This is a genomic window from Pseudomonas sp. ME-P-057 (genome assembly GCF_030208975.1).
GTDB lineage: Bacteria > Pseudomonadota > Gammaproteobacteria > Pseudomonadales > Pseudomonadaceae > Aquipseudomonas > Aquipseudomonas lutea.
In genome coordinates, this window is the sequence record NZ_JARVSX010000039.1 from 21,556 (window position 1) to 36,236 (window position 14,681).

General features: G+C 61.9%; 15 protein-coding genes. 8 read left to right on the forward strand and 7 right to left on the reverse strand.

Annotated elements, in window-relative coordinates; translation table 11 throughout:
* The first annotated feature begins 7 nt into the window (after window positions 1-7).
* The 4 genes from QRN48_RS21180 (at window position 8) to QRN48_RS21195 (ending at window position 4,803) form a co-directional block, all read left to right on the forward strand.
* Window positions 8-1,348 (forward strand): diguanylate cyclase, encoded by a 1,341-nt coding sequence (locus QRN48_RS21180; RefSeq protein WP_194734144.1) that lies wholly within the window; start codon window positions 8-10, stop codon window positions 1,346-1,348.
* Window positions 1,349-1,363: 15 nt separating this feature from the next.
* Window positions 1,364-2,104 carry a substrate-binding periplasmic protein gene (locus QRN48_RS21185; protein ID WP_285353021.1) on the forward strand — a complete coding sequence of 247 codons (741 nt, stop codon included), beginning with the start codon at window positions 1,364-1,366 and terminating at the stop codon, window positions 2,102-2,104.
* Window positions 2,105-2,334: 230 nt separating this feature from the next.
* Complete coding sequence (locus QRN48_RS21190; protein ID WP_244653776.1) at window positions 2,335-3,963, forward strand: phosphoethanolamine transferase; 1,629 nt, start codon at window positions 2,335-2,337, stop codon at window positions 3,961-3,963.
* A gap of 6 nt (window positions 3,964-3,969) precedes the next feature.
* The gene (locus QRN48_RS21195; RefSeq protein ID WP_191945905.1) at window positions 3,970-4,803 is read left to right on the forward strand and encodes an AraC family transcriptional regulator; all 834 of its coding nucleotides are present in this window, start codon (window positions 3,970-3,972) and stop codon (window positions 4,801-4,803) included.
* 34 nt (window positions 4,804-4,837) lie between these two features.
* On the opposite strand, the gene QRN48_RS21200 is transcribed toward QRN48_RS21195, so the two are convergent.
* From QRN48_RS21200 to QRN48_RS21220, 5 genes are all read right to left on the reverse strand, one after another.
* Entirely contained in the window at window positions 4,838-5,425 is a 588-nt protein-coding gene (locus tag QRN48_RS21200; protein ID WP_285353024.1) for a LysE family translocator, read from the reverse strand.
* Window positions 5,426-5,555: 130 nt separating this feature from the next.
* The gene (locus tag QRN48_RS21205) at window positions 5,556-7,022 is read right to left on the reverse strand and encodes an MFS transporter (protein WP_285353026.1); all 1,467 of its coding nucleotides are present in this window, start codon (window positions 7,020-7,022) and stop codon (window positions 5,556-5,558) included.
* A gap of 279 nt (window positions 7,023-7,301) precedes the next feature.
* Window positions 7,302-7,466 carry a hypothetical protein gene (locus QRN48_RS21210; RefSeq protein ID WP_285353029.1) on the reverse strand — a complete coding sequence of 55 codons (165 nt, stop codon included), beginning with the start codon at window positions 7,464-7,466 and terminating at the stop codon, window positions 7,302-7,304.
* 495 nt (window positions 7,467-7,961) lie between these two features.
* Window positions 7,962-9,395, reverse strand: coding sequence for an NAD-dependent succinate-semialdehyde dehydrogenase (locus tag QRN48_RS21215; protein WP_285353030.1), 1,434 nt, complete (start codon window positions 9,393-9,395; stop codon window positions 7,962-7,964).
* A 136-nt stretch (window positions 9,396-9,531) separates the two neighbouring features.
* Window positions 9,532-9,825, reverse strand: a complete 294-nt coding sequence (locus QRN48_RS21220) for an ArsR/SmtB family transcription factor (protein ID WP_285353031.1) — start codon at window positions 9,823-9,825, stop codon at window positions 9,532-9,534.
* A gap of 209 nt (window positions 9,826-10,034) precedes the next feature.
* On the opposite strand from QRN48_RS21220, the gene QRN48_RS21225 reads away from it, so the two are divergent.
* Window positions 10,035-11,570 (forward strand): nucleobase:cation symporter-2 family protein, encoded by a 1,536-nt coding sequence (locus QRN48_RS21225; protein ID WP_285353032.1) that lies wholly within the window; start codon window positions 10,035-10,037, stop codon window positions 11,568-11,570.
* Window positions 11,571-12,053: an LEA/WHy family protein gene (locus QRN48_RS21230; RefSeq protein ID WP_285353035.1), complete on the forward strand. Its 483-nt coding sequence runs from the start codon at window positions 11,571-11,573 to the stop codon at window positions 12,051-12,053.
* A 27-nt stretch (window positions 12,054-12,080) separates the two neighbouring features.
* Here QRN48_RS21230 and QRN48_RS21235 read toward each other — a convergent pair whose 3' ends face one another.
* Window positions 12,081-12,338 carry a hypothetical protein gene (locus QRN48_RS21235; protein WP_037013089.1) on the reverse strand — a complete coding sequence of 86 codons (258 nt, stop codon included), beginning with the start codon at window positions 12,336-12,338 and terminating at the stop codon, window positions 12,081-12,083.
* 199 nt (window positions 12,339-12,537) lie between these two features.
* On the opposite strand from QRN48_RS21235, the gene QRN48_RS21240 reads away from it, so the two are divergent.
* The gene (locus QRN48_RS21240) at window positions 12,538-12,858 is read left to right on the forward strand and encodes an ElaB/YgaM/YqjD family protein (RefSeq protein WP_037011157.1); all 321 of its coding nucleotides are present in this window, start codon (window positions 12,538-12,540) and stop codon (window positions 12,856-12,858) included.
* A 138-nt stretch (window positions 12,859-12,996) separates the two neighbouring features.
* On the opposite strand, the gene QRN48_RS21245 is transcribed toward QRN48_RS21240, so the two are convergent.
* The gene (locus tag QRN48_RS21245) at window positions 12,997-13,350 is read right to left on the reverse strand and encodes an SPOR domain-containing protein (protein WP_070356513.1); all 354 of its coding nucleotides are present in this window, start codon (window positions 13,348-13,350) and stop codon (window positions 12,997-12,999) included.
* 160 nt (window positions 13,351-13,510) lie between these two features.
* On the opposite strand from QRN48_RS21245, the gene QRN48_RS21250 reads away from it, so the two are divergent.
* Window positions 13,511-14,380 carry a LysR family transcriptional regulator gene (locus QRN48_RS21250; protein ID WP_191945912.1) on the forward strand — a complete coding sequence of 290 codons (870 nt, stop codon included), beginning with the start codon at window positions 13,511-13,513 and terminating at the stop codon, window positions 14,378-14,380.
* Window positions 14,381-14,681 lie beyond the last annotated feature (301 nt).

The window sequence follows — 14,681 nt, forward strand, 5'->3', positions numbered from 1 at the left end:
CATGCTGATGGAACCGCCTTCAGACACCCCCGCGAACGCACGCGCCACCCCGCGCAACGGCTCCCTGGCGCGCCGCCTGGTGCTGGCGACGCTGGCGTTCTGTGTGCTGTTTACGGCAGCCACGGTCGCGGTGCGCACCTGGTTTGCCTGGAACAGCAACCTGACCAACATGAACGCCGAACTGACGCTGATCGATCAGGTGTTCCAGGGCACGCTGTCCAAGGCCGTCTGGGAGATGGACGACCAGGCGCTGCAAACCCAGATCGGCAGCGTCGCCACGGCCGCGCCGGTCGGTCGGGTCGAGTTGAAAATCCTGCGCCCCGGGCGGGCGCCTGAACTGCTGGTCCGTGAGCATCCGGGCCACACCGGCTCGCAGCTTGCTCCCGCGCTTCATCGGCAGCTGACCGTCGCGCCCTACCCCGGTGCCAGCGAGGTGGTGGGCGAGTTGACCATCGAAGGCGACGAGGGCCTGCTGTGGAGGCGCCTCTGGAAAGAGGTGGCGATCATCATGCTCACCCAGATCATCCAGTCACTCGCCCTGGCCGGGCTGATCATGGGCATGTTCAACCGTTCGGTGACGCTGCATGTGCGGCGCATTGCCCGCCACCTTGAGCACCTGACGCCGCTCAACCTGAGAACCCATTTGCGTCTGGATCGTCGCGGCAAGGCCGGTGATGAGCTCGACCTGCTGGAGGCGGGCGTCAACGACCTGCAGGACAAACTGGCGGCGCACCTGCAGCGCCAGGCGCGTGACGAGATCGCGCTGGCGGCCAATCGCGACCAGCTCGCCGAACTGGTCGAGCAGCGCACTGCCGAGCTGAAGGCCGCCAATACCCGGCTCGAAGCGCTGACCCGTTTCGACCCGCTCACCGGCCTTGCCAACCGCCGGCATTTCGATGAGCTCAAGGAGCTGGAATTCAACCGCGCCCTGCGCCATCGCCAGCCGCTGTCGGTGCTGATGTGTGATATCGATTTCTTCAAGCGTTACAACGATACCTATGGCCATGCCATGGGCGATGAATGCCTTCGCAACGTAGCGCTGGCCATGAGCGGACTGTTCTCTCGCTCTGGCGAGTTGGTCGCACGGCTCGGCGGTGAGGAGTTCGCCGTCGTGCTCCCGGGCCAGAACCGTCAACAGGCACAGGTTTCGGCCGATCGCCTGCGCGAGCTGTTGGCTCAACAACGGTTGGCCCACAGCGCTTCACCGGTTTCGCCCTTTGTCACCCTGAGCATCGGTGTCGCGGAGCTGGACCCGGCGAACATGGCACATTTCGATCAACTGCTGCAAAACGCCGACCGGGCACTGTACCGGGCGAAAAGCCAGGGCCGGGACCGTTGTGTGATCTGAACCGAGAGGACTGCCATGGGAAAAATTCATCGTCACCACCGCGTGCTGGCGACTGCCTTGATGTTGATGGTCTCCCTCTGCGCCCACGCGGCGACGCTGCAAGTGGTGACTGAGGACTCGTCATACAGCGCACTGGAGGACGGCAAGGTCGTGGGCGTTGCCAGCCAAGTGGTGGAGATGACCCTCGCCGCCGCGGGCATCACCGATTACCACATGACCCTTTACCCGTGGGCAAGGGCTTACGACATTGCCCGGCTCGAAGCCAACGTGCTGATCTATCCGATGATTCGCAGCAGTGGGCGTGAAGATTCCTTCAAGTGGGTCGGCGAGCTGGAACGGGTCCACCCGATGTTTTACAAGCTGCGCGAGCGCCGTGACGTGTGGGTGGCGAGCCTGCAAGAGGCGGCGCATTACACGGTCGGCGTGGTGCGCGATGACTCACGCCAGCAATACCTGGAGAGCAAGGGCTTCAGCAAAATGGTGGTCTCCGCCAACAACCTCGACAATCTGCGCAAGCTCATCACCGGTCAGGTCGAACTCATCCCGATGCCTGAGCGCGAAGCACGGGAGCAGTGCGCCGATCTGCACATCCCCTTCGAGAACCTGGAAAGCGTCTTCGCCCTCGACGAACTCTCCAAGGGTTTGTACGTCGCCATGAGTGCCAACACGCCGGATGAAGTCGTGGAAAAAATCACCGCCGCCTTTGCCCGACTGAAGCAGAACGGCACCGTCGACAAGCTCATCGCAGGGCAATAAGCGCAAGCATCCAGCCCCCCCGTCAAAGCGGGGCCTGCTTTCCCGGTGCCATCGACAGGTTGATTTCACACAGCCTTCACAATCCTTTTGGAAAACTCCGCGCGATCTGCCTCGCCTCCCCCGTCCGCCAGCCACTGACTGAGCCACACCACGTCTCGGTGTGAAGGACGGAACTGCCTGATGCACCCGCAGCCGGGCACCGCGTGGTCCCCCTGTTCGGAATGAATGCGATGGTCAAACCGGTCACTTCTACTCGTTTGGTGATGCTGTTTTCCCTGTGTCTGGTGGTGTTTTACAACCTGGCGACCTGGCGCGCACTGGTGGCGCTGGCCCAGCTCCAGGGCTTCAAGGCTGGGGCGTTTTACTGCTCGTTTGCCGTGCTGCTGTGGGCCGCCATCACCCTGCTGCTGACGCCCTTTTCGTTTCGCCCGACGCTCAAGCCGATGCTGAGCGTGGTCGCGCTGTGCTCAGCCGCCGCGGCGTACTTCATGAACAGCTATGGCGTCAGCATCGACACAACGATGATGCAGAACGTGCTGGAGACAAACCCGGGCGAAGCCGAAGCCCTGTTGAGCGGCAAGTTGTTTATGTACCTGGGTCTGCTGGGCGTGCTGCCGGTCGCCGTGATCTGGTGGTTGCCGGTGACCTATCGTCGTGTGCTGCCGGGTCTGGTCAACAAAATCGTGGTGTGCGCCGGCTGCCTGCTGGCGATCGCTGCCGCGGTCGCGCCGTTCTATTCGACCTACGCGCCGATCTTCCGCGATGAAGACAAGCTCACCCATTTCATCAACCCCACCAACTATCTCTACGCCATCGGCAAGCTGACCAAACAGACGGTCGCCATCAAAGAGACACCGAAAATCCAGACCGTCGGTGCCGACGCGGCGCTGAGTGCGCAAGCCCAGCAACGGCCGAAAAAGAGCCTGATGATTTTCGTCGTCGGCGAGACGGCGCGCGCCGACCATTTCTCGCTCAACGGCTACGAGCGCGAGACCAATCCGGAACTGAAGAAAGAGGATATTCTCAACTTCACCCACGTGGCCTCCTGTGGCACCTCCACCGCCGTGTCGGTGCCGTGCATGTTCTCCAAATTCCCGCGCAGCGACTACAGCGACAAGAAGGGCAAGACCTACGAAGGCTTGCTGGACATGCTTCAGCGCGCGGGCCTGAAGGTCGTGTGGCTGGACAACAACAGCGATTGCAAGGGCACCTGCCTGCGCGTCCCCCACAGCGACGTTCCCAAGAATCAGCCCAGCCCTTTCTGCGACGGCACCACGTGCCTGGACGAGGCGCTGCTGGTGGGTTTGCAGGACTACATCGACTCACTTCAGGACAACGCGATTATCGTGCTCCATTCCGACGGCAGCCACGGCCCGGAATATTACGATCGTTACCCCAAGACGATGGAGCGCTTCAGCCCCGTCTGCCACACCAACCAGTTGGGCAGCTGCACGTCCGATGAGCTGAAAAACGTCTACGACAACACCATTCTGTACACCGATCACTTCCTGGCGCAGACCATCGAGCTGCTCAAACGCAACCAGGACAAGGTCGATGCCTCGATGATCTACGTCTCGGACCATGGCGAGTCGCTGGGTGAAAACGGCATCTACCTGCACGCCGCGCCATACGCCATCGCCCCCGTGGCGCAGACCCATGTGCCGATGGTGATGTGGTTCGGTCATTCGACCCTGGAGGATGCCAGCGTGGATCGCAGCTGCCTGTCTGCCAAGCAGGATCAGCCCGACCTGAGCCATGACTACATGTTTCATTCGGTGCTAGGCTTGCTCGGCGTCACCAGCACGGAATACCAGCCGGCGCTGGACCTCTTTCACAGCTGCAAGCGCAACAACGGATGAGTTGAAATGAGCGATCAGAACCCGGTGCAGACGCGTGATAAACCGGTGTTCTGGCGTGATCCACAACTGCCGTTCATCGAAGCGAGATCCATCGAGGACGGGCGCAAGGTCTGTTACTCGCGCCACGCCCACGAGGTGTTTTCCATCGGCGCGATCACCGCCGGCCAAAGCACCTATCTGCATGAAAAGACCACCCGGACCATCGCCACCGGGACCGTGGTGGTGATGAATCCGGGCGAGGTCCACGCCTGCAATCCCATCGATGATCAGCCATGGTCCTACATCATGCTGTACGTGGACGCCCACTGGCTGGCGGCCCTGCAAGGCGATTGCGGCATTGGCACTGGCAGCTGCTTTCGCCCGTACGGGGCGTCCCAAAGCACGAACCCGGCGGTTTTCGAGGGCCTTCTGGCACTCCACCGCACGCTGGTCGACCCCTCGCTGGACGTGCTGACCAAACATCAAGCGGCCCTCGCCTTTTTCGCCTTGGCCGAGGCGCAACTGGGTGGATCGAGGCCGCCGTTCAGAAAGTCCAACGTCAAGGTTGAACGTGCGGCGCGCTACATCGACGAGCACTACTTGCGACCTGTCCGGCTTGATGAGCTCTGCGCAGTGGCGACGCTGTCCGAGGCGTACCTGATTCGGGCCTTTGAGCGGCACTACCACATGACCCCGCACGCCTGGCTGGTCAACCGCCGTATCCAGCATGCTCAGGCACAGTTGCGCAGCGGCGAGGCCATTGTCGACATCGCTCAGCAGAGTGGTTTCGCCGATCAGGCGCATTTTCAGCGGGCATTTAAAAAGCACCTCGCGGCAACGCCAGGTCAATACAAACCCTGAGTCACCTTCCGCGCGGGCTATGAAGTGAGCGGCCTCAGACGTAGAACAACGACACCGCGCAGCCTGCCAATAACGCCGCCATGCTGCAATTGAACACCCTGATTCGCCGCGCGCTGCGCAGATACGGGCCGAGGAAGGCGCCGGCGTACGCCCAGCAAGCGACCGACAGATAACACACGATGAAGTAGATCAGGGCAAACAGGCTGATCAGTCGTGCTTCACCATCGGCCACAAACGCGCCCATGCCGGCCACCGCCGCCAGCCAGGCCTTGGGGTTGAGCCACTGCATCGCCGCCCCATGAAGAAAAGAAGGCTGACGGGCAGATTTGCCGAGGTCGAGCTCTCCGTCATCCATCGCCAGCTTCACGGCCAGATACAGCAGAAACGCGACCCCTGCCCAGCGAATCAGCTCGGTGAGTAATGGGTACCGCTGGAGCACCTCATGCAGGCCGAAGCCGGTGAACATCAGCAGCACGACAAAGCCGACGGTTGCGCCCAGTACGTGGCGCAACGTTGGCATTAGCCCGAATTGCGCGCCACAGCTGAGGGCGACGACGTTGACCGGCCCCGGCGATATGGACGCGGCCAGCGCAAAGGCCGCCATGGAAATCATCAGGTTCATCGCAGCGCTCTCCCGTCATGGTCTGTCGGGAGAGTGTAAGGAGCGGACAAGACGAGAGGATTGAACAAAACTGCCCCATCGAGGACGGCTGTTCGTTTCCAGCCTCGGTCACGCGTCTTGGGCCTAGGCGTCAGTCGTGGGCCTGGGACAACGGTCTGGCGACTTCTTCGAGGGATTTGCCTTCTGAAGCCACGCCCCATATCGCCTGCACCGCCGCCGCCAGCAACATCAACACCGCACCGATGAGATAGCCGAAAAACACCGGCCCGCGTTCATGGGTGTCGATCAATTGCCCGAACAGCGTGGGCCCGACGATGCCGCCCAGCGCAGTGCCAAAGGCATAGAACACGGCAATCGCCAGGGCGCGGATCTCCAGGGGGAAGGTTTCGGCCACCGTCAGGTACGCCGAACTCGCCGCGGCCGAGGCGAAGAAGAAAATCACCATCCAGGCGATGGCTTGCTGCGTCACGTCCAGAATGCCCTGCTCGAACAGGTAGCCGGTGATCGTCAGTAAAACCCCGGAAACTGCATAGGTCAGGCTGATCATCACCCGCCGCCCGACGACGTCGAACAACCGGCCGAGCAATAACGGCCCGCAGAAATTGCCCAGCGCCAGCGGCAGTACGTACCAGCCGATCGAGGCGGACGGCACCTGATAGAACTCGGTCAGCACCAACGCGTAGGTGAAAAAAATCGCGTTGTAGAAGAATGCCTGCGCGGTCAGCAAGGTCAGCCCCACCAGTGCCCGGCGGCGGTAGACGTTGAACAGCGTATGAAATATCTCCTTGAGCGGCGTGTGGTCCCGGGCGTGCAAACGCAACGGGGGTCCCGCCGGGGCCGACAGGTCATGGCCCTGTTGGCGCAGTCGGTCTTCAATGCTTTCTACGATGGCCCTGGCCTCCTCGGCCTGGCCGTGAATCAACAGCCAGCGCGGGCTTTCCGGTAACCACAGGCGCATCAGCAGGATGATCAGGCCCAGTACCGCGCCGATGCCGAAGCACAGGCGCCAGCCAAGCTCCTGGCTGACCCATGTGGCGTCCAGCAGGACGATGGAGCCGACCGCACCCAGGGCGGCGCCGATCCAGAAGGTGCCGTTAATGGTGAGGTCGACCCAGCCCCGGAAGCGGGCCGGGGTGAACTCCTGGATGGTCGAATTAATCGCGGTGTACTCACCGCCGATGCCCATCCCGGTGAGGAAGCGAAACAGCAGGAAGCTCCAGAGGCTGAATGAAAACGCCGTCGCAGCGGTCGCGGTGATGTACAACGCCAAGGTGATGAAAAACAGCTTGCGCCGACCCAGACGGTCCGTCAGCCAGCCGAAAAACAACGCGCCCAGCACCGCGCCACAAATGTAGGCGCCGCCGGCCAGGCCGATGTCGGCATTGGTCAGGCGCAGCACCGGGCTGTCCTTCAACGCACCCGAAACAGAACCCGCCAGGGTGACTTCAAGCCCGTCGAGCAACCAGGTGATGCCCAGCGCAAACACCAGCAGCGTATGAAACCGCCCCCACGGCAGCCGGTCCAGCCGTGCCGGCAAGTCCGTCTCAAACACCTCCCCTTTCGGGTCTGCTGCTGCCTGCACGCCGCTGATCGCCATGACTCATCCCCGCATCGGAAGTGGTGTGGGTTCAGAGTTCATGGCGCGGCCCGGAGTTCAGCGAACAGCTGATCACCTTGAAACGCAACAACCACAGCCGGGCCTGAAACCCTGCCTGGCTAGCAGGCGCTGCGCCTGTAGGACCCGGCTTGAGCTGGCGAACCGCGATAGCACCGCAACGGTGAGGGTGACTGGCTTGCCGCGTTCGCTCCTACGAATGGAGGTGTGTCAGCTGCGGCGCGGTTGAACGGCTTGACGCGTTCGCCAGCAAGCCGGCTCCTACGAATGGGCGGTGTCAGCTGCGGCGCGGTTGAACGGCATGACGCGTTCGCCAGCAAGCCGGCGAATGCGGTGGGTCAGGTTGGGCGGTATCGCGGTCTGGTATTTTTCGCGGGCAAGCGCGCTCCTACAATAAATCCAGGCCGCCTCAGGCATCTGCGGCATAAAGAAACCTGCGGCCTACGCGAATCTGTAGGAGCCGGCTTGCTGGCGAACCGTGATAGCACCGCAACGGTGAGGGTGACTGGCATGACCCGTTCGCCAGCAAGCCGGCTCCTACAAATGGGCGGTGTCAGCTACGGCGCGGGTGAACGGCTTGACGCGTTCGCCAGCAAGCCGGCGAATGCGATGGGTCAGGTTGGGCGAGATCGCGGGCTGATATTTTTCGCGGGCAAGCGCGCTCCTACATTAGATCCAGGCCGCCTCAGGCATCTGCGGCATAAAGAAACCTGCGGCCTACGCGAATCTGTAGGAGCCGGCTTGCTGGCGAACCGCGATAGCACCGCAATGGTGAGGGTGACTGGCATGACCCGTCCGCCAGCAAGCCGGCTCCTACCGTTCGGGGTCAGTGGTCGGATGGATGCGTCCGCGGTCGCGATTTAGCCCAAGGCTTAAAAAAACCCACCAAATGGTGGGTTCTTTTGCCGCTGTCGCGTGAGGTTACAGGTTGTACACGGTCACCAGCTTGGTGTTCAGGTACGCCTCGATCGCTTCGGTGCCGCCTTCGGACCCGTAGCCGGAGTCCTTGATGCCGCCAAACGGCACTTCAACCAGGCCGATGCCTTGATGGTTGATCGACAGCATGCCGGCTTCGATGCGGGTGCTGAGGATGTGCGCGGTTTTCATTGATGAGGTGAACGCGTACGACGCCAGGCCGAACGGCACGCGGTTGGACTCCTTCACCGCGTCTTCGACCGTATCGAACGGCACCAGCAGGGCCACCGGGCCGAAAGGCTCCTCGTTCATGATGCGCATCTCGGTGGTCAGGCCGCTGATCACGGTGGGCTCGAAGAAATAGCCCGGCCCTTCGATCGCCTTGCCGCCGACATGCAACGTCGCGCCTTTATCGCTGGCGTCCTTTATCAACGCCGTCAACGCCGGAATACGTCGCTCGTTGGCGACCGGGCCCATGGTCACGCCCTGCTCCAGACCATTGCCGACTTTCAATTCGTGGGCAAGGCCAACGAATTTTTCGGCGAACGCATCGAACACGCCCCTCTGCACCAGAATTCGCGTCGGCGATACGCAGACCTGCCCGGCGTTACGGAACTTGGCGCCTGCCAGCGTGCGTGCCGCCAGATCGATGTCAGCATCATCAAACACCAGCGCCGGCGCGTGACCGCCCAACTCCATGGTGGCGCGCTTCATGTGCTGGCCCGCGAGGGCCGCCAACTGCTTGCCCACCGGGGTCGAGCCGGTGAAGGTGACTTTTTTGATGGTCGGGTGCGCGATCAGGTAGCTCGAAATCTGCGCCGGATCGCCGTACACCAGGCCGATCACACCCGCCGGAACACCGGCATCCACGAACGCGCGCACCAGTTCAGCGGGCGAGGCCGGGGTTTCTTCAGGGGCTTTTACGATGATCGAGCAGCCGGCCGCCAGCGCCGAGGACAGCTTGCGCACCACCTGATTGATCGGGAAGTTCCACGGCGTGAATGCCGCCACAGGGCCGACCGGTTCCTTGATCACCTTCTGCTCCACCGCGACGTTGCGCGAGGGCACCAGACGTCCGTATGCGCGACGCCCTTCCTCGGCGAGCCAATCAACAATGTCGGCGGCGGACAGGGTTTCCATCCGCGCCTCAGCCAGCGGCTTGCCCTGCTCGCGGGTCATGATGTTGGCAATGTGATCGACGCGGTCGCGCAGCAGATCGGCGGCCTTCTGCATGATCTTGTAGCGGTCATAGGCCGGGGTGCTGCGCCAGGTTTCAAATCCTCGCTCGGCCGCTGCCAGCGCCTGATCCAGATCGGCGATATCGGCGTGCGCCACCGTGCCGAGGGTTTCGCCGTCGGCCGGGTTGATGACATTGAGGGTGCGGCCATCTGCACTGGCACGCCACTGACCATCGATGAACAGCTGAACGTCTGGATACATGGGGAACTCCGGATGCGCCTCGCAAGAGACGGAAGGGACAAAGGCGCGCCGACCCAAACCGAGTGCGCGCCGCTCGCGATCGAAATCGGCTGAGGGACAGACTGAGAGATAAGGGCGCCCGGCCCGGTTTTCAATGCTAGAGCTGCATCAGCTGACGTGCGTAGGCCTGCAACACTTCACGCTGAAGCATGAAGCTGGCGTACTTGCCTTCGCGCAGGGTAGCGATCAGCCCCGCGCGTTCAAGCTCTCGGGTGTGGTGTGAAACGGTGGCCGCGCTGACGGGGTGGGCTTTGAGCACTTCGGCGCACGGTAACGCCTGCTCACTGGAGCCGATCTGAACCAGGATCCGGTAACGACGGCTGTCCGCCAGCGCCCGTGCGATCAATGCAACTTGCGAATCACTCAACGGAAATTGCTCTGCCGTACTCATGATGATTCTGATGCCTCAGTGATGACCGCCACATACAGATAATGCGCTGAAAACCCGACAGCCCGATGACAGTCAGAATAATGGAGGCTGGGCAACGAGAATCGTTCAGCGTTTTACGACCATCGTTTGCGATATCTTGCCGCTGACCCGCGCCGCGTTTTCTGGCATCCTGCGCGCCCTTTTTGCCACGGCCAACCCGGAGGCTCACCATGACCGCTCCGCATCGCAGCGCCTCGACCCGTTCTGCGCCCTCCAGGGCTGATCTGATTTACGGGCTCGACGACCGTCCGCACTTTACGGCCGCCATCTTTGCGGCGCTGCAGCACGTGCTGGCCAGTTTCGTCGGCATCATCACCCCGACCCTCATCGTCGGCAGCGTGCTCGGCCTGGACAGCGAAGTGCCGTACCTGATCAGCATGGCGCTGTTCGTATCCGGGCTGGGCACCTTCGTTCAGGCCAAACGCATCGGCCCGATCGGCTCGGGGCTGTTGTGCCTGCAGGGCACCAGCTTCTCGTTTCTCAGCGTGATTCTCAGCGCAGGTTTTTTGGTCAAGAGTCGCGGTGGCGGCACCGACGAAATCCTCTCCACCATCTTCGGGGTGTGCTTTTGCGCAGCGTTTGTTGAAGTCGCGCTCAGCCAGTTCATCGGCAAACTGCGCAAGCTGATCACGCCGGTGGTGACCGGCACGATCATCACGCTGATGGGTCTGTCGCTGTTGAAAGTCGCGATGACGGACATGGCCGGCGGTTTTGGCGCAAGCGATCTGGGGTCGGCCGCAAACCTTGGGCTGGCTGCCGTGGTGCTGGTCACCATCGTGGTGCTCAACCGCTTTAACATCCCGCTGCTGCGCCTCAGTGCAATCATCATCGGGCTGGCACTGGGCTTCGCCGTGGCGTGGTTCATGGGCCGAGTGGATTTTGCGCAGATGCCCCAGGTGCCGGCGATGAGCATTCCGGTGCCGTTCAAATACGGGTTCTCGTTCGATCTGGTGGCGTTCATCCCGATCGCAGTAATCTTCCTGGTCTCGCCGCTGGAAGCCGCCGGAGACCTCACCGCCAACTCGATGATCTCGCAACAACCGGTCAGTGGGCCGGTGTATATCCGCAGGATCAAGTCGGGGCTGCTGGCCGACGGGCTGAATTCGGCGCTGGCCGCGACGTTCAACAGCCTGCCCATGGTCACCTTCGCGCAGAACAACGGCGTCATTCAGCTGACCGGCGTGGCCAGCCGCTACGTGGCGTTTTTCATCGCGGGCATTCTGGTGTTGCTGGGGTTGTTTCCGATCATCGGCGCAGTGCTGCAGTTGATGCCCAAGCCGGTGCTGGGCGGCGCCACGCTGATCATGTTCGGCACTGTCGCAGTGGCGGGTATCAAAATTCTCTCGGAAGCCGGGTTGCACCGCCGCAATATGCTGATCGTTGCCATTTCTCTCGGCATGGGACTGGGCGTTGCTGCAGTGCCGGAGGTCTTGCGCGAGCTGCCCAAGGCGCTGCATAACATTTTCGAATCGCCCATTACCGTCGGGGCATTCTGCGCGATCATTCTGAACATCTTCCTGCCGGAGGAATACCAGGTGCCGGAGCTCACCGAATTTGACCCGGAAGCTGCGACGCTAAAGGTTCTTCAGGACCCGCCTGCCACTCGCGATGCAGAACCTCTCACTGCGCACGAGGTCGCACAGTTGAATCGCCAAGGCGTTGCAAGGGACGTATTACGCCCCGACGGCCTGCCCAAGGAGTCTTGAATGTCGCCACGTCCGATCCGCACCCTGATCGCGGGCCTTGCCATGATATTTGCGCTGAGTGCGTGCGCGCTGTTTCCCAATCTCGACCCGCTCAACATCAACGTTGTAGGCATCGAGCCGCTGCCCAGCCAGGACCTCGAGATCCGCTTTGCGGTGAAGCTGCGCCTGCAAAACCCCAATGACAACGACATCCAGTACGACGGTGTGGCCTTGAACCTGGACGTGAACGGCAAACTGCTCGCTTCGGGTGTGAGCAGCCAGAAAGGCACGATCACGCGGTTTTCCGAAGGTGTGCTGACGGTCCCGGTAACGGTCTCGGCGTTCGCGGCGCTACGTCAGGCCGTTGGCCTCACTGAACAGCAACGCCTGGACAACCTGCCCTATGAGCTGCACGGCAAGCTGGCCGGCGGGTTGTTCGGGACCCTGCGCTTTGAAGACAGCGGCACGTTAAGCCTGCCGCAGCCGGCCAGCGGCAGCTGGTGACCCTGCCAGAGCTGGCAGGGCGGTGGATCAGCCTCGCGCCGCCGCCACCAGTCGATTGACTTCGGCGCGCACCATGTTGGCGTACTCAGGCGGCGACATGGCGTCCAGCTCCCCACGCACCCACTCCGACCACTTGCCTTTGCGCTTGCCCCTTTCGCCCATCAGCCGGGCAGCGTCGCCCTTGGCCTTGCCCAGATTGCTCTGCCAGAGATCGAACAGACGGGACTTTTCGTCCTCGATGGCGGCGCGTTCCGGAAGGGTTTTGTTGGCCAGGTTGTGACTCATGGTATGTACCTCGATATGCAGACGACACGCAAAAAACAGAGCCGGCGAGCGGCTCGAAAGCGTCGGCATCTTACACCCGGTCGCCCCGATTCCCGACCACATTCGTCGCCCGCTTTGAACGCGCCCGGAATTGCCCTGCAACTTTTCGGTCGCGCAAAACTCCATTGCACACTGCCATAACCACTGAAAGGAAATTGCCATGGCTCGTAAAACTGCTGCCCAAAACGCCGCTGTCGAACAGATCAAGGATCAAGCATTCAGCGAACTGGCCGCCCTGATTGAAGAGTCTGACAAACTGCTCAAGGACAGCGCTTCGCTGGTCGGAGAAGAAGCGGACACCGTGCGTGCCCAACTGAGTCAGAAGCTCAAGCAGGCAATGGAATCGGTCAGCAGCGTGCGCGACCGCACCAAGCCTGCTGTCGAAGCCACCGAAAACTACATTGGCGGCCACCCGTGGCAAACCGTGGCGGTCTCCGCGGGCTTTGGTCTGGTCGTGGGTTTGCTGCTGGGTCGTCGCTGATTCACCCGACTGCCCTTTGAACCCTCGCTATAGCCGGAACCCGCCAGGGCCGGCTATAGCTGCACAGGTGTCACCCAAAGCCGCCAAGGTGTCACCCGAGACACTTCCCTTGCAGGTTTGCCATCACGTCACACGCGCTCAAGACCGTGGCGGTATGACCTCAAGCTGCGACAGGCGGTGTGCCTTTGCCATGGCCGCATCGATCTCGGTCTTGGCCTTCTCGGCCTCGGATTGCGACTCGAAGGGTCCGATCATGACCACTTCCCTGCCATCGACCTTGACCACATAAGACGGGTAATGGTGCTCGACCAACCAATAGGTCATGTCGCTCAGCGCTTCTTTCAAGTGGACGCGAATGGTCCATTTTTGTGAGGCCGGGGTTGGCGCTTCGGTCGCCGAATCAGTGCTGGGAACCTGGGCAGGTGCAGCCGGCTTGCCGCCGTCACATCCTGCAAGCATCAATACCGCCACCATCATTGCCATCGTGCGCACGTCTGTTGCTCCTCGTTTGAAGTGGTCGAAAGTCTACCACCGCAAAAGCCTGCAAGTTGTAACCTGGCCGATCTAACGCCCTGAGTGCCGGCCCGGCACTGGACCTTCGAGCGCGCTGAATGCTAAAAACGCCGCACTCAGGCGCGCGGACGGCATCACGATGGAATTGCTCTGGCTGGAAGATTTCAATGTATTGGCGCAAAGCGGCAATTTTTCACGGGCGGCCGAGCTGCGTCACGTTACCCAACCTGCGTTCAGCCGACGCATCCGCGCGCTGGAAAACTGGGTGGGCGTGGATCTGTTTGAACGCACGACGCAGGGCGCTGTGCTGACCGACGCAGGACGCCAGATGATCGAGTCGGCACAGGACTTGACCCGCCGCCTGTACCAAATGCGTCAGGAAGCGCGAGAAGTGGCAGGCAAGCAAGCGCGCACGCTGCACTTCGCCGCGACGCATTCGCTCTCGTTCACCTTCTTTCCCGGCTGGGTGCGGGCCGCCGAGCGGGCCGGGCCAATTGAAGCTATTCGGCTGCATTCCGACAACATGCGCGTCTGTGAACAGATGCTGTTGAGCGGCCAAGCGCAGTTTCTCCTGTGCCACCAGCACCCGGACGTCCCTCCGCGCTTTGCTGCCGAGTCGTTTCACTCCAAAGTCGTGGGTCGGGATTTGCTGATTCCTCTACAAGCCCGGCATGACTCGCCGCCGCACCCTCAGGCCACATTGCCGCTGCTGGGTTACACCGCAGACTCCGGGCTGGGGCGAATTGTCTCGGCGCGCTTGCTTCGGGAAACACAGCCGCCGGCACTGGACACGGTTTTCAGTTCGCATCTGGCGGCGGTGCTGCTGTCCATGGCGCTGGAGGGCAAGGGCTTTGCCTGGCTGCCGGAAACGCTGGCGGGGCCAGAGCTGGCGAACGGTAAACTGGTCCGCGCACTGGACGAGCACTGGGACATTCCCCTGGAAATCCGCCTGTTCAGACCCGCCATGGCGCTGAGCGATTTCGCTGAAGACTTCTGGGCCCGCCTCTGAACGCGTTGGCTGACAGTGCCGGTGGACTTAATCGGCAGGGGCTGTCATCAACCACCGGGCAAAATAGCCCGAACCCGATGATGGCATTGTGGTCAATCACTCAAGTCTTTTCGCGGGCGCGTCCCTCATGGCAATCAATCCAACTAAAACGAGCCTGCGCCTCCGCGACAAGGTATCGTTGCCCGCCCGCCGAGCCGGCGCGCAATCGACGAAAGCCGATCTATCGTGAATACATCCATGACCTCCACGACGCATGCGCCGATGACCGACACGCCCAATAGCGGGACGCAGTTGCCTGCAC

Excerpts from the sequence above, each read along its gene's own strand:
- QRN48_RS21215 (WP_285353030.1), bottom strand. The coding sequence starts at position 9,395 with ATGTATCCAGACGTTCAGCTGTTCATCGATGGTCAGTGGCGTGCCAGT.
- QRN48_RS21250 (WP_191945912.1), top strand. The coding sequence starts at position 13,511 with ATGGAATTGCTCTGGCTGGAAGATTTCAATGTATTGGCGCAAAGCGGC.
- QRN48_RS21220 (WP_285353031.1), bottom strand. The coding sequence starts at position 9,825 with ATGAGTACGGCAGAGCAATTTCCGTTGAGTGATTCGCAAGTTGCATTG.
- QRN48_RS21200 (WP_285353024.1), bottom strand. The coding sequence starts at position 5,425 with ATGAACCTGATGATTTCCATGGCGGCCTTTGCGCTGGCCGCGTCCATA.
- QRN48_RS21190 (WP_244653776.1), top strand. The coding sequence starts at position 2,335 with ATGGTCAAACCGGTCACTTCTACTCGTTTGGTGATGCTGTTTTCCCTG.
- QRN48_RS21235 (WP_037013089.1), bottom strand. The coding sequence starts at position 12,338 with ATGAGTCACAACCTGGCCAACAAAACCCTTCCGGAACGCGCCGCCATC.
- QRN48_RS21185 (WP_285353021.1), top strand. The coding sequence starts at position 1,364 with ATGGGAAAAATTCATCGTCACCACCGCGTGCTGGCGACTGCCTTGATG.
- QRN48_RS21205 (WP_285353026.1), bottom strand. The coding sequence starts at position 7,022 with ATGGCGATCAGCGGCGTGCAGGCAGCAGCAGACCCGAAAGGGGAGGTG.
- QRN48_RS21210 (WP_285353029.1), bottom strand. The coding sequence starts at position 7,466 with ATGCCGCAGATGCCTGAGGCGGCCTGGATTTATTGTAGGAGCGCGCTT.
- QRN48_RS21240 (WP_037011157.1), top strand. The coding sequence starts at position 12,538 with ATGGCTCGTAAAACTGCTGCCCAAAACGCCGCTGTCGAACAGATCAAG.
- QRN48_RS21195 (WP_191945905.1), top strand. The coding sequence starts at position 3,970 with ATGAGCGATCAGAACCCGGTGCAGACGCGTGATAAACCGGTGTTCTGG.
- QRN48_RS21230 (WP_285353035.1), top strand. The coding sequence starts at position 11,571 with ATGTCGCCACGTCCGATCCGCACCCTGATCGCGGGCCTTGCCATGATA.
- QRN48_RS21180 (WP_194734144.1), top strand. The coding sequence starts at position 8 with ATGGAACCGCCTTCAGACACCCCCGCGAACGCACGCGCCACCCCGCGC.
- QRN48_RS21225 (WP_285353032.1), top strand. The coding sequence starts at position 10,035 with ATGACCGCTCCGCATCGCAGCGCCTCGACCCGTTCTGCGCCCTCCAGG.